The organism is Paenibacillus sp. J22FR21 (assembly GCF_056269135.1).
In genome coordinates this window covers 398,125-420,077 of the sequence record NZ_JBWDNJ010000002.1, presented here as the reverse complement: position 1 = coordinate 420,077, position 21,953 = coordinate 398,125, and the positions used below count along the sequence as shown (strand labels likewise).

General features: G+C 50.0%; 19 protein-coding genes. 2 read left to right on the top strand and 17 right to left on the bottom strand.

Annotation, left to right across the window (positions count from 1 at the left end; genetic code table 11):
• Window positions 1-2: 2 nt before the first annotated feature.
• From AC0YNS_RS07690 to AC0YNS_RS07675, 4 genes are read right to left on the bottom strand one after another with little or no spacing between them, the layout of a single operon-like run.
• On the bottom strand, window positions 3-593 hold the full coding sequence (locus AC0YNS_RS07690; RefSeq protein ID WP_475780426.1) for an aromatic-ring-hydroxylating dioxygenase subunit beta: 591 nt from the start codon (window positions 591-593) through the stop codon (window positions 3-5).
• Complete coding sequence (locus AC0YNS_RS07685) at window positions 577-1,938, bottom strand: aromatic ring-hydroxylating oxygenase subunit alpha (RefSeq protein ID WP_475780425.1); 1,362 nt, start codon at window positions 1,936-1,938, stop codon at window positions 577-579. Before AC0YNS_RS07685 ends, AC0YNS_RS07690 begins: the two co-directional genes overlap by 17 nt.
• A 28-nt stretch (window positions 1,939-1,966) precedes the next feature.
• Window positions 1,967-2,884, bottom strand: a complete 918-nt coding sequence (locus tag AC0YNS_RS07680) for an NAD-dependent epimerase/dehydratase family protein (RefSeq protein ID WP_475780424.1) — start codon at window positions 2,882-2,884, stop codon at window positions 1,967-1,969.
• A 13-nt stretch (window positions 2,885-2,897) separates the two neighbouring features.
• On the bottom strand, window positions 2,898-3,908 hold the full coding sequence (locus AC0YNS_RS07675; RefSeq protein WP_475780423.1) for an ABC transporter substrate-binding protein: 1,011 nt from the start codon (window positions 3,906-3,908) through the stop codon (window positions 2,898-2,900).
• Window positions 3,909-4,022: 114 nt separating this feature from the next.
• On the opposite strand from AC0YNS_RS07675, the gene AC0YNS_RS07670 reads away from it, so the two are divergent.
• Complete coding sequence (locus tag AC0YNS_RS07670) at window positions 4,023-4,883, top strand: MerR family transcriptional regulator (protein ID WP_475780422.1); 861 nt, start codon at window positions 4,023-4,025, stop codon at window positions 4,881-4,883.
• Between the two features lie 21 nt (window positions 4,884-4,904).
• Here AC0YNS_RS07670 and AC0YNS_RS07665 read toward each other — a convergent pair whose 3' ends face one another.
• The 5 genes from AC0YNS_RS07665 to glgB all read right to left on the bottom strand — a co-directional run bounded on the left by AC0YNS_RS07665 (window position 4,905) and on the right by glgB (window position 12,667).
• Window positions 4,905-6,872 (bottom strand): glycoside hydrolase family 15 protein, encoded by a 1,968-nt coding sequence (locus AC0YNS_RS07665; protein ID WP_475780421.1) that lies wholly within the window; start codon window positions 6,870-6,872, stop codon window positions 4,905-4,907.
• Window positions 6,854-8,320 carry a glycogen synthase GlgA gene (gene glgA, locus AC0YNS_RS07660; RefSeq protein ID WP_475780420.1) on the bottom strand — a complete coding sequence of 489 codons (1,467 nt, stop codon included), beginning with the start codon at window positions 8,318-8,320 and terminating at the stop codon, window positions 6,854-6,856. The genes AC0YNS_RS07665 and glgA overlap by 19 nt, the downstream gene beginning before the upstream one ends.
• A gap of 69 nt (window positions 8,321-8,389) precedes the next feature.
• Window positions 8,390-9,502, bottom strand: coding sequence for a glucose-1-phosphate adenylyltransferase subunit GlgD (glgD, locus tag AC0YNS_RS07655; protein ID WP_475780419.1), 1,113 nt, complete (start codon window positions 9,500-9,502; stop codon window positions 8,390-8,392).
• Window positions 9,499-10,665: a glucose-1-phosphate adenylyltransferase gene (locus AC0YNS_RS07650; RefSeq protein ID WP_475780418.1), complete on the bottom strand. Its 1,167-nt coding sequence runs from the start codon at window positions 10,663-10,665 to the stop codon at window positions 9,499-9,501. The genes glgD and AC0YNS_RS07650 overlap by 4 nt, the downstream gene beginning before the upstream one ends.
• Before the next feature lie 76 nt (window positions 10,666-10,741).
• Entirely contained in the window at window positions 10,742-12,667 is a 1,926-nt protein-coding gene (gene glgB, locus AC0YNS_RS07645; RefSeq protein ID WP_475780417.1) for a 1,4-alpha-glucan branching protein GlgB, read from the bottom strand.
• 396 nt (window positions 12,668-13,063) lie between these two features.
• Here glgB and AC0YNS_RS07640 point away from each other — a divergent pair, with 396 nt between their 5' ends.
• A complete protein-coding gene (locus AC0YNS_RS07640) occupies window positions 13,064-14,230 on the top strand; it encodes an iron-containing alcohol dehydrogenase (RefSeq protein ID WP_475780416.1) in 1,167 nt (388 codons plus the stop codon).
• Window positions 14,231-14,302: 72 nt separating this feature from the next.
• Here AC0YNS_RS07640 and AC0YNS_RS07635 read toward each other — a convergent pair whose 3' ends face one another.
• From AC0YNS_RS07635 to AC0YNS_RS07600, 8 genes are all read right to left on the bottom strand, one after another.
• A complete protein-coding gene (locus AC0YNS_RS07635) occupies window positions 14,303-16,093 on the bottom strand; it encodes an ABC transporter ATP-binding protein (RefSeq protein ID WP_475780415.1) in 1,791 nt (596 codons plus the stop codon).
• Window positions 16,094-16,264: 171 nt separating this feature from the next.
• Window positions 16,265-17,173 (bottom strand): helix-turn-helix transcriptional regulator, encoded by a 909-nt coding sequence (locus AC0YNS_RS07630; protein ID WP_475780414.1) that lies wholly within the window; start codon window positions 17,171-17,173, stop codon window positions 16,265-16,267.
• A 96-nt stretch (window positions 17,174-17,269) separates the two neighbouring features.
• A complete protein-coding gene (locus AC0YNS_RS07625; protein ID WP_475780413.1) occupies window positions 17,270-17,827 on the bottom strand; it encodes a DUF4269 domain-containing protein in 558 nt (185 codons plus the stop codon).
• A 25-nt stretch (window positions 17,828-17,852) separates the two neighbouring features.
• Window positions 17,853-19,067 carry a lysophospholipid transporter LplT gene (lplT, locus tag AC0YNS_RS07620; protein ID WP_475780412.1) on the bottom strand — a complete coding sequence of 405 codons (1,215 nt, stop codon included), beginning with the start codon at window positions 19,065-19,067 and terminating at the stop codon, window positions 17,853-17,855.
• Window positions 19,068-19,222: 155 nt separating this feature from the next.
• A complete protein-coding gene (locus AC0YNS_RS07615) occupies window positions 19,223-19,960 on the bottom strand; it encodes a DUF4247 domain-containing protein (RefSeq protein ID WP_475780411.1) in 738 nt (245 codons plus the stop codon).
• 15 nt (window positions 19,961-19,975) lie between these two features.
• Window positions 19,976-20,482, bottom strand: coding sequence for a DUF4178 domain-containing protein (locus AC0YNS_RS07610; RefSeq protein ID WP_475780410.1), 507 nt, complete (start codon window positions 20,480-20,482; stop codon window positions 19,976-19,978).
• Window positions 20,483-20,507: 25 nt separating this feature from the next.
• Entirely contained in the window at window positions 20,508-20,912 is a 405-nt protein-coding gene (locus tag AC0YNS_RS07605) for a DUF350 domain-containing protein (protein ID WP_475780409.1), read from the bottom strand.
• A gap of 142 nt (window positions 20,913-21,054) precedes the next feature.
• Window positions 21,055-21,726: a PspA/IM30 family protein gene (locus AC0YNS_RS07600; protein ID WP_475780408.1), complete on the bottom strand. Its 672-nt coding sequence runs from the start codon at window positions 21,724-21,726 to the stop codon at window positions 21,055-21,057.
• Window positions 21,727-21,953: the final 227 nt, after the last annotated feature.

Here is a 21,953-nt window from a genome sequence, read left to right as displayed (position 1 = left end):
TTCTATAAGAAAATACCTAAGCTGCTTATTCCCATCGTAGTATGATCCAGCCGCACGAACCGTTTCGCCAGCTTCCACTCCCCTGCGCTGCCGCAAGCCCGAATCGTGTCTTCACGCTCACCTGACACTAAATCGTATGCCGGGCTGTCAAAGCGACTTCGGAACAACAGCAAATTGCTGATGACGACCATCTCCAGCGCACCTTCACTGCTCTCTCGAACATCTGCCAACCGGAAATTCGACAGAAAATGTCTGGTCCGAGACGGCGGATCCTCTGCCCAGTTGTAGTCAGAGAATGTCCGCTCCACACGCATTTGGATCGATGCCAGATTCTCGTTCATATGAAAGGCTTGATCGCTGAACGGGCTTGGCGCATGACGTTCCCGCGTTAGCCTGATCGGAATTTGATAGCGGATATCACTTGTCAGCAGGGTCATCCAATCTGCATAGTTTCCGTTGTCCAGCAGCTCTGCCTCGTGTATCAGGAAACGCTCTCCCTCCTTCAGCAACTGCTCGGTTCCACGCTCAACAATCACGGTTTCTTCCCCCATAACAGCCCATTCCTTCCCCCTAATGCTAGATTTCATCTTCATCGTCAAGCATCGTATTCACGTACGATTCATAGAAATAACGCTGATTGCCTTCCCCATATCGCGGATAGTAGGCGACGCCCGGGAGTGGCCATTCCTCGTCTCGTTTCGCCTTGCCCATCCCGTTCATCCCCATTTGGAAATTGAGCTTCAAATTATTCTTCGCAAACCGATTGCCTGCCGTCTGCGTAATCGTCTCCCATGTCATCGAATCATCCATCTCGAAAATCCCCGCCAAGCTGAATGTCGCTGAACCAGCACGATAAGAAGCTTCTTTGAACGCTTGCGGCGTATTCTTAAACATGAGGAACCAGTTCCAAATTTCGATTTGGTCCGGGCCCTTCGGACGCCACTGTCGCATACTGATGAACGGCACAGGGGGCAAATTCCGCTCCGGCGTGACGGTCATAAGCAGGAATGAGCTGTTTGGAAATATATTACCGAGCATTTCCTTGGAGTCTCGAACGATCTCAAGTCCTTTCGGCTCCAGCCGATCCAAGCGGAAGGTATCGACGATTTCCTGCGGGAAATTCCAGTAAGGCATCTCAATGACCTGTTCGGTTTTATCGAGCGAAATGTCGACGCAATGTCCGTTCCCGGCAAGAATCTGCTCGCCGTTCATATTCGCCAGCATGGAGAATGGCGATGAACCCACTTCATACGCGGAATGGTGCAGGAAGATCAGGTGATACGCGTCGCCGCTGAAGTTTTCCGCCGCAACCTTCCAATTCGCATTCACGATCCAGCGCTGAGGTTCGCCAATGACTTCGAGTCCCTCATCCTGCAACCCGAACAGCAGATCCAGGTAGTACTTGCTGTCCGCAAGATATTCCTCAAGCGGCGGCGTCTCCTTATCCAGACACGCGAAAATCAATCCGTGAATCGTATCGCAGCGCGCCGCAAGCATGCCCCAATCCTTCTTGTTCAGCCCGTTGTAGGCATGCTGCTGCGCTGGCATTCCGATGAGGTTACCGTTGTTTTTATAAATAAATCCATGGTAGGGACAGCGAAAATGCGATGCGTTCCCTTTCTCCGCCCGGCATACTCGAACGCCGCGATGAACGCAGGCATCCAACATGACACGAATTTCTCCGGACTCGTCACGGTTCACGATGAACGGATCTTCGCCGATATAACGAAGCACATAATCGCCTGCGGATGGAATTTCCGATTCATGGCCCACATAGATCCATTTTTTCGTAAAAATTTTCTCCATTTCAAGCTCATACAGCTCGCGGTCATTGAAGATACCTACTGGGATTATGCCTTCCTTCAAGCTCTCTCTCATTTCGCGGAGCAGCGATTTGGCATGGCTGTATGCTGGTGCACCCTTCGTCTCTGTTTTCATCGTCTTGCACCTCGCTCTTCTAATTTGGTTAGTAAGGATTAAACGTCAGCCAGCTCGCATATTCGCGCACACTATCATAGAATGGCCGCGATGGCTCGTAGCCGATTTCTTCGCGCGCTTTCGTAATATCGAAGGTGCCATAATGATCCAGCTCCGAGAATCGGCCTTCCCCGACTTCGATCACGGCGTCCGGGTACAGCTCCTTCACGAAGGCGATCAGCTCGCCGAACGTTGTTTTATAGCCAGCCGTTATGCTGTATACATAGCTCTTCATGTCCTTCGCTTCCATAGCACAGATGCATGCCTGCGCCACATCTTTCACGTGCACATACTGGAAGCCGTAGTCGCGGCCTTCTTTCAGGTAGGTCGGCACTCCCTTAATGGCATTCACGATTAGATCCTTCATGTAGCACTGCATAAACTGTCCTGGCCCATAGAGCCAACCCGGCCGCAACGACGGGATTTCTAAGCCATACAGATTGCGATAGCCGTAGGCCAACTTCTCCGTGAACACCTTCGTAGCACCGTATACGCCGCTCGGATGAAGCGGTACATCCTCCGTCACTGTGCCTAGCTCAGCATTGTTGCCGTAGGCGTATTCGGAGCTCAGGTTAACCACTCGTTTGATGCCGGACAGTCTGGCCGCTTCGAAAATATTCGTCGTGCCAACCGCATTGGTCATTACCGTCTGATACGGAATATCGATGGCAGTCACGGGATGGGAGATGGCAGCCGTATGAATGATGCGATCGATCTTATACGTGCGGATCGTCTCCAGAATAAGAGGCAAATCCAGCAAATCGCCTTGTACATAGGTGAGGGATTCATCTCCCCCGTTATCCTTCACTCTGCGATCGTAGCTGACGACGCGGTAGCCGCGCTCTCTCAGCATCGGAACCAGATTGGAGCCCAAGAAACCCATACCGCCGGTTACTAGAATATTCATTTATTAGTCCTCCCTATTTCTCGTCTGCCAGTTGATTGATAAATGTTGGATTGTACAGCTTGCTCATATCTGGTAACTCATCGATAAATTTCAGATCCTTCAGAAAGGCACCGACCTGCTCGCCGTTATATTTCACGGAGGTGTAGGCTTCTGCTTCCTTCTGAGCGGCTACATTATCGTTCAAATCATATACTTTCACACCTTCTAGGGAGATCTTAAATTCCTCCGGCGTAATCTCTGCATGTTTCGCCATAATGGCAATTGCCTCATCCGGACTGTCCTTGAGGAAGCTTACGGCGTCGAACCAAGCCGCCATGACGTTCTTAACGTCCTCTGGGCGATCCTTGATGATGCTTTCGCGGAAAGCGATGGTGTCCATCAGGAGTCCCGGTGTCTCTTTCGAAGAAAAGAGCAGCTTCCCCTTTCCCGAGCTTAACGTTTCGCTCAGGAATGGCTCCCAGATGACAGCGGCGTCGATTTTGCCTGCTAGGAAGGATGAGCCAGCGTCCGCAATCGCCATATTGAAGTAGTTAATATCCTTTTCTGATAAACCGTGCTGTTTGAGGACGGTCAACATGAAGAATTGATCCACCGTGCCCAGCTCTGTTGCAATTCGCTTCCCTTTCAAATCCTCAAAGCTCTTAACCGAGGGGTCGACCACAAAACCATCTGCACCGTCGGAGTAATCAATAATAATCGGAATTTGCAGTTTAATGCCTTTGCCAACCGGTGGCAGCGTGTCACTGAGGGTTTGGCTGTTCGCATCTACATTGCCGGAATTCAGTGCCGACAAACCGTCGCTGTAGCTAGGGAACCATTCGAGCTCCACATTCACATCGCGCTTCTCGAAAAACCCCTTCTCCTGCGCCACATACCAGAGAAAATAGGTCGGGAACGGATTCAGGCCGATTTTGAGCGGATCACTGGATTTCTCCGTGCCGCTGCCGTTACTGCTCGCGCAGCTGCTCAGCAGCAAACCTGCCATCATGCATGTCGTAATGATCGATAATACACGCTTCTTCATGGTTTGTTCCCTCCACTCGATTAACTTAAAGCGATTGTAAACCTTTGTGCTACACAAAAGTCAATCGCAATGTTATATTTTATAACATGATCGTGTGAGAGAGGTGTTTTTCCCATGAAAGAACGGCTATCTATTAGCGAAATGGCGCAGCTGCGCGGAATTTCTGCCGAGACGCTGCGTCATTACGACAGAATCGATCTGTTTAAGCCTCAGCATGTCGATCCCCATACCGGCTACAGGTACTATTCGATTTTTCAATACGAGGTTCTTGGTACGATTAAAGAGCTGCGTCAGCTTGGAATGAACACGAACGAAGTGAAACAGTATTTCAATGAGCGCAATATAAAGAATTCAACCGATATCTTAGCAGCCAAACACGAAGAGCTCGTCCATAAGCTGAAAGAAATGACGGCGCTCGAGGAGAATATCCGAGATAAGCTGGCTTTTCTAAGGGAAGTTATTGCCGAGGTAGGCAGCCCAGCCGTTACAATACGTCAACTGGAGCGCCGGAAGCTATTTACGCTGCATCAGAAGATAAACAGCAACCTGGAGCTGTGTTATGGCGTGCTGGGATTGGAGAACAGACTCACGGAAACGGCTCCGTTGCTTGCCAGCAACAGGCTTGGCGTCCTGCTGTCACAGGTAGACTTGGGGGCTCGTCGATTCGAGTCTCCGTCTACGATCTTCGTAGTGGCTAAGCGAGCTGCTTCTGTTCCGAAGGAGAATTTGATTATCATCCCCGCCGGTTCGTTCGCTTGTATTCGGTATTACGGGGAACTGTGGAATCGCAGCGAAAGTCTCGATACACTGTGCCGCAAGCTTGAAGAGGATGGATACGAAATAACAGGCGATGCACTGCAAATCATGCAAGTCGACATTACGATTACCGATAATCCAAGCGAGGTCATGTTTGAGATTCAAGTCCCTATCCGTAAGAAATCAGAAACAGCAGCTATTACGGCGGATGAGCCGTAATAGCTGCTGTTTTCATTTGTTCTATACTTTGGCGGAGAGCTCCGCATATTTCTCTGCATACCGCGTAACCGACTGCACATAAGTCGCATGAGACCATGTGAGCGGCGCTACGGAGAGCGGGCTGCCGTCAAGCGGATGCAATTGCTCCGGCAGGACACCGCTTGATAGTGCGTGTTCGACTACCCAGTTGAGCGTTTCGCGAGGACGGACCAGGTCGCTTAATTGCTTCGCCGATTCGATCTCGAAGTTCGCAATCCACAGCGTGCATATGATCCATGGATTACCCGGCACATTCTCGATATCTCCAGACTGCTGGAAGTAATAGTCGTTCGTGTAACGCGCAACGCCGCCGACACTTGTACGGATCGTCAGTCCATCACGAATCGCATTCATTGTCTTAATTACGCGTTCGTCCTCGACAGGCAGCACACCGAATTCCCAGATACCGAATAAGCTGCTCTCCAAAGTCATATCCTTCACCCAGCGGTTATCCTTCTGGATTAAGCCGCGCGCGAATCTGCCAGATTCTTCATCCCAGAGATGGGTAATCATCCCGTGTTTGATGGATTGCGCCGTATTGCGAAGATGATCGCTGCGTTCGTAATCCCCGAACAGCTCTGTAAAGAAGGCCGCCGCCATTAATCCGCCGTAAACGGAAGCAACGGTATAGGTCCATATGCCGTAACGTTCTTCCCACAGATCATAGCTAGGCTTCGGAAGTGACAGGCTATGCTCCATATATTGACTCAAGAAGGCTGCGCCTTTGCGAATCAAATTGTTATAAAGCGACTGGGGCAGCTCGATGACTTGATGCCGCGTGTAATCCCTCCACAGGGCAAACAGCACTAACGCTGTTTCGTCCTCTTGAATCGGCAAGCGCCGGCTTCCCTGCACGATATACGGATGCCAGCTGGAGCCTACCGTTCCATCAGGATTGTATTTGTGAAACAAGTATCCATCCGGTGAGAGCGTCTGCGCGCAGAACTGGAAGAACGGCGCGATTACGCTTTGGAATCCTGCAGCAGACATCGCATCGGCAATCAATGCTCCGTCACGCGGCCACATATAGCTATAGTGGTCACGATTATATTGCAGAATATCCGTGTCATTCGCTGCTACGATTGCTCCCCGTTCATCGGTTTGCGTCCGAACGAGCAGCAAGCTTAAGCGAAACATGTTCGCCGCTTCCTCATTCAGATCACCCAGATTATTCTCCGCGCGGTGGAGCCAATGCTTCCAATAAATCACGATTCGGCTCAACAATTTCTCCGGGTGGCTCTCTTGAACATATTGATTAAGAGATTTGACTTCTTCTAAATTCTTGCCGATCGACATCCAGTAATAGACTGTCTTCTCTCCGCCTGCAGGCACAACCGTACGGAAGCTGATCGTACTGTCAACAGAACCTTGCGCGATAGAGTTGCCCATCAGCGTTCCGTCCTCAGCGTCCCGCCAGGTTCCTTCTGCGGATTGGAATCGTTTAATCCCCGTCGTATATTGCATGATGCCGCCTTCATCCGAGAAGCCGTTGAACATGAAATACGAGGAGCGTTTATAGTGATAAAGCGTATGGTTCTCCGGATAATAGGCTGCCGTGTCTCCTACCTCCGAACCGTCAATCATGAGATCATGATGGAAGAACAACCGGAATTCACGCGGATCTGCACCTAGATTGCGCACGACTACGCGTTTGATGTAGATGCATTCCCGCTGATGAATGCCGTCATTCATATGCAGCTCCACAGCGAGACGTTCGTTACGCGCGATGACATTTGTTACAAGTGAGTCCTCGACGTAAGACAGCTCAAACTTCCATTCCGGATCTTCCAGCCAGGAAAACTGTCCCCCTGCCCATATCCCAAATCGACAATATTGGCCGCCCACATGATTCAGTTGACCGACGAAAGGATAGTAGATGTCTCGGATGTAGTTGTTTCGGTCCAAATTAATCAGTATTTTACCATTGCCAATTACGAGATGACGGGCCATTGGTGACTCTCCTTTCGATTAGGCGCAATCGCACTATATAACGACATATAGGCTTTCGCTGAACGCGTCCAGCTGATATCATCTTTGGCACCATTGGCCACGATTCGCTGCCACACTTCTTCATCTTGATAGAACTCGAGCGCTCTGCGTATCGTAAAGAGAAGATCATGCGCGTTATAGTTAGTAAAGCTAAAGCCGTTTCCTTCGCTTGTAAACTCGTTAAACGCCTGAACAGTATCCTTCAAACCGCCAGTCTCACGGACAATCGGAACAGACCGGTAACGCAGCGCCAGAAGCTGGCTAAGTCCACAAGGCTCGAACTGCGAAGGCATCAAGTACATATCGCTGCCGGCATAGATTCTGCGAGCCAGACCGTCGTTAAACCCAAACCAAGTCGTAACCTGCCCGGGCTTCTTCAGCTCTGCACGGCGAAACATTTGCTCGAAGTTCCAATCACCGGAACCTAGCACGACCAACTGAACATCTTCCTTCAGGATCTGCTCCAGTACCGCTTCAATTAAATCAAAGCCTTTCTGATCGACCAGTCTGGATACGATACCGATTAACGGCGTTGACTCCGATTCCGTCAGGCCCAGCTCACGCTGAAGCGCAAGCTTGTTCTTCCGTTTGCGAGGTAATGATCCTCGATAAGGAACATCCACAGCCGGATCATTCATCGGATCAAACAGTTCCGTATCGATGCCGTTCACGATTCCGACCAAATCCTCTGAGCGGTAACGCAGCAGCCCTTCCAGCTTCTCTCCATACGCTTCCGTCTTGATTTCCTCCGCGTAAGTAGGGCTTACCGTCGTCAGCTTGTCCGCATACCGCAAGCCACCCATCATGCAGTTGCCGGCACCATAGAAATCAATGCCTTCCGAACCAAACAATTCATCCCCGGAACCAAGCAGATCCTTCAGCAGCTCTCGCCCGAATACCCCTTGATATCTCAAATTATGGATGGTGTACACAGAAGCGATGTCCCGGCATGCCGGGTCGTGTTTGTATCTGGTTTTGAGCAGGAACGGAATGAGTCCGGTTTGCCAATCATGGCAATGAATAATATCAGGCCGGAAGTCCATATGATACAGCGACTCCATCACGGCAAAGCAGAAAAATACGAACCGCTCCGCATCATCGCCATATCCATACAGCACGCCGCGCTTGAAATAAAATTCGTTATCGATCAAATAGTAGACAATGCCGTCGATTTCGGCCTTGAGCAGGCCGCAGTACTGGTCCCGCCAGCCCAGCCGCACGTTAAAGGTGGCAATGGTCTCGAACTGTTCCGCCATTGCAGCCGGAATCGTATCGTACTTGGGCAGAATGACGCGCACATCGGCGCCGACTTTAGAACGCAGTGCTTTCGGCAATGCGCCGGCTACATCAGCGAGGCCGCCCGTCTTCACGAGCGGCACCGCTTCAGAAGCAGCGAATAATACATTCATTGTATGGTTTCACCTCTACTCAACTTTCTATCTCTCTAGATTTGCAACGAATGCCGACAACAATAGGATTTAGATGACTTTCCGCTTAACTGCCAGGAATGGCGACACTTCGGCACCGCGCAGCTCACGGCTGCGTTCCACGGTGACATCCTTGTCGAGGATGACATGATCCACGAAGCTATGCTCTCCGATAATACCGTTCTGCATAATGATGCTGTTGCGCACAACGGCACCTTTGCGTACATGGACGCCTCGGAACAATATGCTGTTGATTACCGTTCCTTCGATGATACATCCGTTTGCAACGAGGGAATTCGACGTCTTCGCCCCTTCTGCATAACGGGCCGGCGGCTCATCTTTGACTTTGGTGTAGATCGGGCCCGGCTCATAGAACAGGCTCTTCCACACCTCAGGACGAAGAAGCTGCATGTTGTTTTTGTAATAGCTGTTCAATGTATTTACGACGCCAAGATAACCATCATACGCGTAGCTTTGAATGTGGAGATCGTTTACTCGCGACATAATCGCGTGGCGGACAAGATGATCCTGTCCTTGCGCAAGCGAAGTATCCACAAGCTCAAGCAGCAGCTCCTTGCGCATCAAGTACATCTCCATCGAGATCAGATCGCTTTCCAGCCGGCCGTAATGATCCTGCATCGCCGTGACGCGTCCTTTCTCGTCCGTTTGCAGTTTGCGCGCTTTACCGCCAAACAGCTCCGTCTGCTCTTTCGTAACGACCGTAATGTCCGCGCCGCTAGCTTTATGCGAAGACAGCATGGCGTCATAATCCACGTTGCAGACCATATGACTGCGTGTTACCAGCACGTACTCTTGCGACGAGCGCGTAAAGTAATCACGGTGCTGATAGAAGTGATACAAATCGCCGCGACGCACTTCGTTTACGTCATCCGTTACCGGTGGCATGATGAACAACCCGCTCTGACGATGATGTAGATCCCAATGCTTGCCGGAACCCAAATGGTCGATAAGGGAACGATATTTGGTTTGCGCGAACACGCCAACCTTCGTAATCCCTGAATTCACCATGCTTGAAAGTGTGAAATCGATAAGCCGGAAGCGCGCTCCGAACGGAACAGTAGCCAAGCAGCGGCTTGCCGTCAAGGACTCTAGTTCATCTGATTCGTGGATAAGATTTATGACACCTAGTATGTTGGAGTTCATGACTGCTCTACCTCCTGCAACGAATGAGTAGCCGTAACGAGTTCATCACTTCCAATAACCGTAACTGAGCTTGAATCCGGACTTCCGATCACGACCCCGTCGCCGATGATGGCTCCTTCGCCAATAATGGCACGATAGATACGAGCCCCTTTGCCGATCTTTACGTTCGGCATAATGACCGATTCGCGCACTTGACTGTCAAGGCCGGACTGGACCCCATGGAACAGTACCGATCGATGAACAAGCCCCTCTATCAAGCAGCCCTCCGTAATGAGAGAGTCTACGATGTCTGCGGTAGCCGCAGAATAATGAGCCGGTCGATTCGGGTTAACGGAATATATCCGCCAGTCGCGGTCGTTCAGATCAAGCGCCGGTTTCTCCGAGAGCAGATCCATATTGGCTTCCCATAAACTCTCAAGCGTACCGACATCTTTCCAGTATCCGTTGAATGTGTAGGACTGAAGCTTCACGCCGTCCTGCAGCATAGCCGGAATGATGTCTTTGCCGAAGTCATTGCCGGACAACCGATTCGCTTCATCGCGAACCAAATACTGCTGCAAGACCGGCCAGGAGAAAATATAAACACCCATCGATGCCAAATTGCTGGTAGGCACTTTCGGTTTCTCTTCAAACGAAGTGATGGCACCTTCATCGTCAACATGCATAATGCCGAAGCGGCTTGCTTCCTTCCAGCCTACTTCGATACACGCGATCGTAACATCGGCACCACGCTCCTCATGCTCTCGCAGCATGAGCTCGTAATCCATCTTATAAATATGATCGCCTGAGATCACTAATACATAGTCGGGGTCGTACCGATCGATGAACCCCATATTTTGATAGATTGCATTCGCGGTGCCTTTATACCACATACCGCCTTTTTGCTTGACATAAGGAGGAAGTATTGCCATTCCGCCGTCGCGTCGGTCTAGTCCCCATGGACTGCCGATTCCGAGATAGGTGTTCAGGACCAGCGGCTGATATTGCGTCAGAACGCCGATTGTGTCGATGCCCGAATGTGCACAGTTGCTTAAAGTAAAATCGATAATTCGGTACTTCCCGCCAAAATGGACCGCTGGCTTTGCTACATCTTTCGTTAGCACGCCGAGTCTTTTTCCTTCTCCTCCGGCAAGAAGCATGGCCACCATACGTTTTCTGCCCATGGACACACTCTCCTTCTTTACTGCAACGGCTTGCTGCAGTAGGTGTAATGATTGCTGTCAATCAGTGATGCGTGGTTTAGCGATCAATGCGGTCAAGTGACCCCTTGGCAAGTACCAGCAATTGAATCGATAGCGGTGGAAGTTCAAGCGAAATGTTGCAAGGCCTTCCATGCCATGGTGCCGGTTTGCTATATAGAACTTCCGGAATGTCCGTTAAGACACCGCCGAAGGCTGCCGCCTCACTGTGTAAAACGATCCGGTATTCACCGGATTCAGGTACGCCGATTCGATAGTCGGAGTAGTGATGATAGGAGAAATTACAGACAACAATCATGAACTCGCCACTCGCATGTCCGCGGCGCATGAAGACGATGACGCTCTGCGCGGCGTTGTGGACGTCAATCCATTCAAATCCGCCGGGATCGCAATCCCGCTCCCAAAGCGATGGCTGCTCGCCATATATATGATTAAGGGATTTAACATAATGGTGCATGCTCCCGTGAGCACGATATTCAAGAAGCTGCCAATCAAGTGCCTCAGCATCTTTCCATTCGTCGAACTGTCCCCACTCACCGCCCATAAAGAGCAGCTTCTTGCCCGGATGCGTCATCCAATAGCCGTAGAATAAGCGGAGCTGTGCGAATTTCTGCTCATAGGTGCCGGACATTTTGTTCAGGAGCGAATGTTTTCCGTGCACGACCTCGTCGTGTGAAAGCGGCAATACGAAATTTTCAGAGAATGCATATACGAGAGAGAAGGTGATGAGGTTATGGTGTCGCATGCGATCATTCGGATCAAGCGCCATGTAGCGCAGCATGTCATTCATCCAACCCATGTTCCATTTGAAATTGAAGCCAAGGCCGCCCATGTAAGTTGGTGAAGTAACGGCTGGCCAAGAAGAAGAGTCCTCGGCAATCATTAAGGCATCCGGAAAATACTGAAAAACGGTTTCGTTCAATCGTTTCAGAAAACGGATGGCATCGGTATTCTCCGTGCCGCCAAATGCGTTATAGGTGTAAAGCTCAGGAGGTTTGTCAAAATGAAGATCGATCATACTGGCAACGGCATCCACTCGCAGACCGTCGATATGGAATACGTCCATCCAATAGATCGCATTAGAAATGAGAAAACTTTGCACTTCCGTGCAGCTAAAGTCGAAAGCCAGTGTTCCCCACAGCGGTTTCTCCGCCAGCTTCCAGTTCTTTCCTTCGAAGATCGGTGTCCCGTCAAACTGCCGCAATCCATGATCATCCTTGCAGAAATGACCGGGAACCCAGTCTAAGATGACTCCGATGCCGCGCTGATGGCAGCGATCAATAAGATGCATAAGCTGCTCTGGCGTCCCATACCTGCTTGTTGGCGCATAATAACCGGTCGCTTGATACCCCCAAGATTGATCGAGCGGATGCTCCGTAATGGGGAGCAGCTCGATATGGGTATAACCCATATCAACGACATAATCGACGAGCGCACCAGCCATCTCTTCGTAGGTCCAGAACAGCTCCTTGCCCCAATTGCGCCATGAACCAAGGTGGACTTCATACGTGAGCATTGCTTCGTGATATGGACTGTCTTCTAGCTTACGCTGATGCCAGTCTCCATCATTCCAGTTAAAATGGAATACTTCAGCAACAACGGATGCCGTGCTTGGCCGCAGCTCGGATTGAAACGCATAAGGATCCGACTTTAGCAGCAGAGCGTCGTCAAGGGTTTGAATTTCATACTTATATACCGTTCCCGGCCCAATACTTGGTACAAATAAGCTCCAAACGCCGGTTTCGCCAAATAACTCCATTTCATGTTGGTACCCATTCCAATCGTTAAACGAACCAACAATTCGGACATGCTTGGCATTGGGAGCCCACACGGTGAATCGTACGCCGGTTTCGTCGCCGAGGCGAATCGGATGCGCACCAAAAGTTCGGTAACTATGAAACAAATTTCCTTTGTTAAAAAGGTATATATCGCGCAAAGATAGACCGATTGCAGCCGCATTAGCCATAATTGGCATGCACCTCCCCTAGTGTAGCTACTTGTAAAGGTATTGTCATGTTTACTAACGCAGGCGCGATTTTTATTTCATTATACACTCTCTTTTTAAAGTTGGCATCCTATTTTCAGAAAATTTTGATTCGTCCACTATTTCACTCTTTGTTATCTAGATGTTAGATTTGTCAAGAAAAATTTTTGTCAAAAAATGGCGTAAAATAAATAAAAACTGTTCTGATAGGAACAGTTCATATCTTAATATATTGGGAGAATTAGGACCATATTTCTTCATCCGATACTCGCGCGGCGTCAAGCCGAACCGTTTGCCGGTCGTCATTCCCTCGCCTTGACTTCACTCCTCCACTATCGATAAGATAAGCATGGTGTAACCAACTTATGGAGGTGCGACATGAATTCATTTACTTTTCAGAACCCAACGAAAATCGTCTTCGGCAGCGGTACGGTCAGTCAACTGGGCAAGCTGGCGGAAGCGTACGGCAAGACGATTCTACTCGTTTATGGATCCGGCAGCATCAAGAAAACCGGCCTATATGATGAAGTCATGACGCAGTTGAAGTCCATTGACGCTAAGGTCGTGGAACTGTCCGGCATCGAGCCGAACCCTCGTCTAACTTCCGTTAACCGCGGGATCGAGCTGTGTCGCAGCGAGAAAGTAGACCTCGTGCTTGCTGTCGGCGGAGGAAGCGTACTCGATGCAGCCAAAGCGATTGCAGCAGGCGCGCTCTATGATGGAGATGTTTGGGATTTCTTTATGCAGAAAGCCGTTATTCGCGATGCGCTCCCAATCGGCACGATCTTGACTTTATCGGCAACAGGCTCCGAAATGAACGGAAATGCCGTTATTTCGAACTGGGAGACGAAGCAGAAACGCGCATTTGGCAGCATGTATGCCTATCCTCGCTTCTCGATTTTGGACCCGACGCTTACGTTCTCGGTACCGCGTGACCAAACCGTAAACGGATCAGTCGATATCATGTCTCATGTGTTCGAGCAGTACTTTACGCTGACGCCTAATGCTCCGCTGCAAGAACGTCTGTGCGAATCCATCCTGTTAACGGTTATCGAGAACGCGGAGATTGCAATGGAGAACCCTGAGAATTACGAAGCACGCGCGAATCTTATGCTCTGCGGAACCATGGCGCTAAACGGCGGATTAATTAGTGTCGGTACGCAGAACGACTGGGCTTCCCATGGCATCGAGCATGAAATCAGTGCCATCTACGACATTCCGCATGGCGCCGGACTATCGATTGTGTTCCCGAACTGGATGAAATATGTATATAATGAGCGGATTGACCGTTTCACGCAATACGCGCAGCGCGTATGGGGAATTGAACGCGGCAACAAGTCGGACGAGGAGCTGGCGCTGGCCGGCATTGAAGCAACTCGCGCCTTCTTCACACGGATCGGCGCACCTGCAACACTTGCTTACTACAACATCGGCCGCGAGAATATTGACACAATGGCGAAAGAAGCCGTGCGCTTCGGCCCGCTTGGCAACTTCAAGAAGCTGAACGAATCAGATGTGCGTCAAATTCTAGAGCTATCGCTTTAATAAACGCAATTGAAAAAGCTGTCCCGAACGCGTTCCATCTTGATGGATGCGGTATGGGACAGCTTTTTTCGTTTAAATCTGAAGCTGCTTCAGATGATAAAATTCCCCTTTGCTCGCAATCAACTCATCGAATGTGCCAATCTCCGCAATTCGGCCCTGCTTCATCACGACGATGCGATCGGCATCGCGAATCGTGGACAAGCGATGCGCGACGATGAACGTGGTTCTGCCTTTGATCAGCTCCTGCATCGCTTTCTGCACATGGTATTCCGACGCATTATCGAGCGCTGACGTTGCTTCATCCAAGATAATGACTTTCGGATTACGGATAAGTGCCCGTGCAATCGCAATCCGCTGACGCTGCCCGCCGGACAGCTTGCCGCCATGCTCGCCGACCTTCGTATGGATGCCGCTCGGCAATCGCTTGATCATCTCAGACAAATTCGCCATTTCAATCGCAGTATAAATTTGCTCATCTGTAATATCCGGCAAACCGTACACGATATTGTCGCGGATCGTACCGGAGAACAGAATATTCGTTTGCGGGACAACCGAAATGAATTTGCGGTATTCCCGAAGATCGATATCATCGATGTTCACTCCGTCGATCGTCAGCTTGCCGCCTGTAGGCTGCAGGAAACCTGTGACGAGATTAAGAATAGTCGACTTCCCCGCCCCGGACTCCCCGACAAAGGCGATACATTCGCCGGCTCTTACCGTCAGCGTCACTTCCTCCAAGACATGATGCTCAGAGCCCGGATAAACAAGCTGAATATCTTCAAAAGCAATCTCACCGCTAATCTCGCGCAGTTTGATCTTCCCATCGTTACGTTCAATCTCCGGCGAGTTGAGAATTTCCGTAATGGAATAGATAGACTCGAAGCCTTTGGCCATATTTGGGTAGGTCGTAATCAAGGCAGATACCGAGCCTAAGATCATGCTGAAGAAGCCTTGATACATCACGATATTGCCAACTTCGATCTGTCCTTTGTAAGCAAGGAAAGCCGTGAACAGCAGGCAGAACACCTGGAACAGCTGGAACGTGACCCAGTTGGAAGCACCAAAATACGCCTCGGCGATATCCAGCCTTAGCCCCTTCCCTTGCAGCTTGCGCAGCGTCCCGTCAATGCGCTCGATCTCCACTTCTTCCAAGCCATGTGCTCGCGTGACCGGAATCATCTCGACCATCTCGGACATTTTGGAGGACATCTTCTCGATTTCTTTACGGAATTCCTTATTGGTCGAGCTGATTTTCTTACGGAATATCCGCACGAGCAGAATAGCTGCCGGAATCGTCATCACGAAGAAAAGCGATACTGACCAGCTGTTGCGCACCGTAATGATAATGGAAACGATAATATTAATGAGAGCAGGCATCAGCGTCAGCATCACTTGCTTGGAAAGCTGCTCGACCGCCTCAACGTCCCGCAGCACCTTCGACTGAAGCCGTCCTGCTTGCAGGTCGCGATGATACGTAATCGAGAGCTGCTGCAGCTTGCGGACAAGTGCGCTTCGTATGCCGGCTTCGACATGTCTGATGGCGCGGCTCATGTACGAGACATACCAAGTATGCGTCGGGATATTTTGCAAAATAACAACTACGATAACAGCAAAGTTTAACCATAATTCCCGTTCCGAATGTGCGCTGGGCTGGCTGACAATGTTGATAATGTTGGCCGTCACAATCGGCAGTACAAAAATCGGCGAGCTCTTCACGATGTAAAATAACAACGAGAGCAGCAGGTTGGTGAAGTTTCCCCGGTAAAGTGCAATCAGAAATTTCACGGGACTTTTCTCTTCCAGCGTAGCAGCCTGCTGAAAGGCGTGTTCATAATTCAAACGAGCTTTCTCTATTTTCTCCAATGCGTTCCCATCCCTCATCCGGCAACAAATACTAAAACGTCTTTGGCTATCTTAATTGAAAATATCAGGTTCGTAAACAGGCAAAACACAAGTTAAACAACTTGATACTCTTCAACCAAAAAACCTGCCAACCCTCGAACAAGCGAGGACCGGCAGGCTGCCGCATGTCTATTACTCTCGATCAGGCGCATGATTGCGCATATCAAGCATGGTTTGTTTATCCCTGCTGCTGCCGGTAAAGCGCTTCCGATAGGAAAGCGGCGTAATCCCGACATGCTCGGCGAAGGAACGCGAGAAATGCGGGGTTTGCTTAAACCCGGTTTCATCTGCGATTCTGGAAATCGGCCAATTGGTCTTCATAAGCATCAGCTTCGCTTGATCCATCCGATAGGAAAGCAGATACTGCTGCGGCGTGCAATCGAATACTTCGCCCATGCAGCGCGCAATATAGTTCGGATGCAATCCCATCACATCACCAAGCTTCGCATTTGTTACGGTTGTGCGGAAATGCATTTTCAAGTAGGCAGCTGCCTCTTCGGCTACGGCAATCGGAGCTTTAGCCGCATCACTGCGCCAGCCCTCATCGAATAGCTGCAGCAGATGGAGGAACCACTGCTGTCGCTGCCAGAACGCCGCATGCGATGTACCCATAGCCGCATCGTGCAGCTTGCTGAAGAGCGAAATCGCTTCATCCGGATAGGAGAACGTCATCGTCTTCGGCAGTCTGATCGCGTAGGAATAATAATCGCCGCGAAGTGTGCCGCAGTTCGTATCGTTTAACTCTTCCCAAGGACCTGCAGTTTGAAAATGAACCCAATCAAACACGGTTTCTTCTGTACATGGTTTCGTTGGATAATGCCATAAATCCGGTCTTAAGATCAACATTTGTCCTGGACCGATTGCCCAGGAATTCGATTCTTCGCCAATGTATAACGTTCCGCTATGCACAAACAGCAAGTCGAAAACGCCGATATTCCGACGGTTAGGATGTTCGCCGCCCGGCCCATAAGAGCCGCGGTTGGATTCAATAAAGTAAGGCAGCGGCGGTGACAGAAAGGTGAGCAGCGGTTCGGACGACAAGGTAAGGCCTCCTAGCAAAAGTGTTGAGTCCGTATATTCTAACAGACATTCGCTTATGGAGATACATCTATTCTACGATTCTTGATAATTGTTTATTTAGTCAGCCACTATTAACGCAAGCAGCTGCTCGTCTGTCCAATCAGCAAGCTCCAGCAGCTTCATATAGGGATCTCCTTCAAGCTCGAGCGCCTTCGCGAAAGCCGGCTCTGTTTTGAAACCATTCTCTTTCAGACGTATGATCTCCGATTGAAAAGCATGGCCGAACAATGCCAGCATCCGTGCCTCAACAACCATGTGCCGGTAACCGTTCTGTTCGCTAGTCCTAATGGATTGCGCAAATATCTCAATCGGCCAATGCTCAAGCGTGAAATTCACCTTGATGCGTTCAAGACCGGCAACGATTCTTCGAACGATCGTACATTGCTGCCGCTCGAACTCCGCCTTCATCGCAGCTTCAAAGGCATCAAAGTCAGTCACTTCACAGATGATGTCCAAGTCGCTGCATGCAATGTTAATTCCGATCGGTACAGTTCCTACAAGGATCGGTGTGTATGGTTTAAGCTTCTCTAGAAGCAGGTGCTTCTTCAGTAAGTTATATACTTCGACTTGGGTAGGACTTCCCGCCAGTAAATAAGCAGGGTCCTTCCAATCCACGGAAAGGAAAGACCCTGCAGTGTGCCTAGTGCTCATGTCGTTGCTTTAACGGAGCTGATTCTCCGCCTTCTTTAATGCCGCCAAGCTGGGTTGCGAGGAAAAGAATAAAGAGGAGCAGCACCAGTCCAATCCCGATGACGGAGCCGTTAACGGAAACATCCATTTGGCTGAGCGTTAAATAAATGACAAGTCCACTGACCGTAAGAATATTCTCCACGAAGTTCTGCACCGCAATTGTCTTGCCAGATCCAATCAGTGCTTTGCCTTCTTCCTGCAGCATCGTATTCAGCGGAATAACGAAGATACCGCCGAAGACGCCGATTAAGAAAAGAAGAAGAATCGTCATCCACAGCACATAAGTTAACGATGCCACCATAACGGAAGCGACCATAAAGAGACCATAGTAGAATGCTCGGTGCAGCCTGCCTGCCGGCACAAGTCTAGGTGTTAGGAACGCGCTGCAAACGACGCCGATCGCCGTAACGCCAATCATCATCGACTGTTGATCGGTATCTTCGATTCCAAGATTAAGCGGCAACCAAGCAATGAGCGCAATGCGGAGCACTGCTGCCGTAAGCCAGAACGATCCGGTGCCGATTAAGGAAAACCGAGCACGCGCATTGCGGAACAACAAGGAGAAGTCGCGCAGAAATTGAACGGCTTCTTTGCCGTAACGCAAGGAGCTGTTTCCTGCTTTGGCCGGGATCATAAGCGTCATGAACAACGACAACAGATAGACAGCCATACATGTCAGTACAGCCGGCAGATCCGAATTCTGGGCGAGGAACCCGCCCGCCACTGTCCCGAGCAGAATCGCCAGAATCGTGGAGCCCTCGACTTTGGCATTTGCCCGCAGCAGCTCGCTCTCATTCGTGGTAAGCTCCGTGAGGATGCCATATTTCCCAGGCGAATAGACAACAGCCCCAATCCCGACGAACACATAACACAGTGCAGGCGGTAGACCGAAAAGCAGCAGCCCAATTCCGATTGCTTTCAGTACATTACCGAGAAGCAGCACATTCGATTTGGCCTTCTTATCAGCGAATGCGCCAACGACCGGAGCCAGTATAACATAAGCGCAGAGGAACGCAATCTGTATGTAATTGACGGCGATATCCGGATTGGCGACCCCTTGTCGCTTGACCATGCCCACGATGAGAAAAAAGTTCAAATTATCCGCGAATGCGCTCAGAAATTGAGTAAGTACGACCGTATTCAGCGGTGACAGCAACCGTTTCATTCCAGTTCCCCTTCCTATTACAAGCAGCCATTATGATCTCTCCATCATACCTAATGCCGCAATCGAATTAAAGTAAGATCATGCCATATACGCAAAAAAAAGACCGGATAAGCAGCTCCACTTTCGTCTGCTTATGCCGGTCTCTTCGTTTTCGTTTATCGTCGTCTCGAAATTCTGCCGAATCCGACTCTGGTCTTCGGTTTCGAGGATTTGCGCGGCGTAAGCCAGCTGCTCGACTTCTTGCTGCCGCCGGAATCGCGCGTAATTTTGCCGGATTGGGGGGGAGCTTTGTTGAAGAGCCCGCCTTCGCCCACCTTGCTGGTATCGGCGTTCTTGGAGCGTTTGAAGATCGATCCGGTCCGACTAACTGTCATCGGGGGAACGGCTTTCTTCTCCTGAACCGACGGGGCATGATAAGTGCCGCCCTTCGGCTTGTACTTATCTCGGTCGGAATAACCACGATAATTGCCATTCCCATAACGACCGTTATCGAATAAATCACCTAAGATGCTGGCGATCAGATAGCCTTGCAAGAAACTGGAGCTGTAGTTATTGCGGACGTACTCTTTGGAATCCACTTCGATCAATGTATCTTCCGGCTTTGCTGCATCCTGCTGCAGATGGACAACTCGGTCCGAGTAGACGAGAAACATATGATCTGTTTTCTCAGGCGATTGCTGCTGCGGCTTGGACTCATCGATGAGCGCCTTCGCTACTTCAGGTACACTGACACCTGCTGCGCGATACACATAAGACGTTTCATTGCCGCTTCCGTTGACGGACTCCAGCGGATAGTTCTCTTCAATCGTCTTATTCATGCCGCAAGCGGCAAGAAGAGGAACAATGAGCGTTACAACAAGCAATAATTTGATTAAATAACTGGCTTTGCGCATCCCACTCATCATCTCCTAACTGCCGCGGAGAACGCGAACATCGGCCGGAAGCACATCTTCACCTTCATATAGCATGAATCGGCCATCCTGCCATTCAATACGCAGCAGCTTCATATCATCAGATTGATACTGCCAGACGTATTGCTCTCCACCTTGCACAAACGGCGTCTTACCGGATGCGGTAACGAGGCCTGAATACTGCTCCTCCAAATGGAACACACGGTCATCCAATTCGATTTCTGTTGGTACTTCCTCAACGGAATCGAGCCGCCCATCGATGGAATTGTACAAAGCATACTCGGTACGCTCCCGTTCTTCAATGGTTAAGTATTGGATCGCGGAACCGTCTTGAAGCGTTAATACAATCAGATTACGTTGGCGGTTATGCAGCCTGCCAACGACCTGGTACGTAACAAGCGACACTTCGACTACATCCCCGGGACCAATCGTCAGGACGCTTTTCTCCATCTTCGCCGGTTCCGGTTTGGCCATTATATTCTTAATTCGTTTGAATAAGCTCATGACGATAACTCCCTATTGTTCAAGATTACAGACACGAACCGATGATCAAGGCACCTGCCACGTGGAGCGATCCCGCCAGCAGCGCATGCGAAAGCTTGTTGTCTTTCGTGCCTTCACTCAAGTCAAGTCCGGTTGTGGAGCGAAGTACGAATTCAACAATACTCTCCACGAGCAATAAGATGACAAACGAAATGACGGATACGAGCAGCGCTTCCCCGAGATGATTCGAAGTCGAAATCGACTGCGACAGGATATAAGCTTGCGCGAGCAGCTTCATGACAAAACGGCTCGTCACCGCTACGTTGCCCTTCTTGATTTCTTCCAAATCCTTATACCGGGTAAACAAGGAATCGACCGCCATTAGCACAACCAGCAGTACTGCACCGGCCCCGGTCCAAACGAAAATCGCAACCATCTCATTTAATGTCATTCCATTATTCCTCCGTCATCCATTGTGCCGCAGCCCATCTGCAAAGAAAAAACGCCGCAGGGCCTGGAATCAAGCAATGTGCGTGATTCCGGCCGGCAGACGTTCTTCCCTAAACAGCCACTTGCGGATTAAGCTCCACCTGTTATTCTTTGTTCTCGTATTTCTTCATCAGCGCCGCGAGCTCATCGTCAACGGCTTTATTCTTGCCGAGCGCTTCGAACTCATCGTCCAGCGACTTGGCTTTGCTGTTCATTTCATTGCTTGCTTCGGCTTGGGCTTCAGCTTGCAGCATTTTCTCTTCCATACGCTTCAAACCCGACATTGCCGTATCGGAGCTGAAACCAGCCATCGACTTGTTAATCTCAGCTTGTGCTTTCGCTGCTTTGTAACGAGCAACGAGCGTCTCGCGCTTGTTCTTCATTTCAGTCAGCTGCTCGCGCATTTCGCCCAGCTTGGAGCGAAGATTGTCTGCGGACGCTTTATTCGTATCGTAGCTGACTTTGTATTCATCACGCTTCTGCTCAGCTGCTTTCTTCTCTTCCAGCGCACGTCTTGCCAGCTCGATATTCTGCAAGGAAGCGGCTGTGTGTGCCTGCTCTTCGCGTTTCTTAACGAGTGCATCTTGTTCCTCGTACAACTGCTTGAACCGTTTCTCAATTGCGATCTGGGATGCAACAGCTTTCTCCGCATCCTCTAGATCCTCTTGCATATCGCGGATATATTGATCAGTCAGTTTAATCGGGTCTTCAGCTTTCTCAATAAGTGAATATACGTTCGATAACGTTAGGTCCCGCAATCGTTTAAATACAGACATGTTTCGTTTCCTCCTCAAAATGGTGTTCGTATGCGTTCATGCTCTCTAATACGACAAGTGAATTCATTCGTTTCACAAATATTCTCGTTAGTTTATATTTCCTACAGTCCCTGCTGCCATTTACGCCAATCGGGGCGGCGAAGCGCCTTCCTTCGTAGCCTTCCCCTAATTTACCATAGGAACGCAAGACAAGAAAAGAGTCTTTCGCAGTTATCACTACGAAAGAC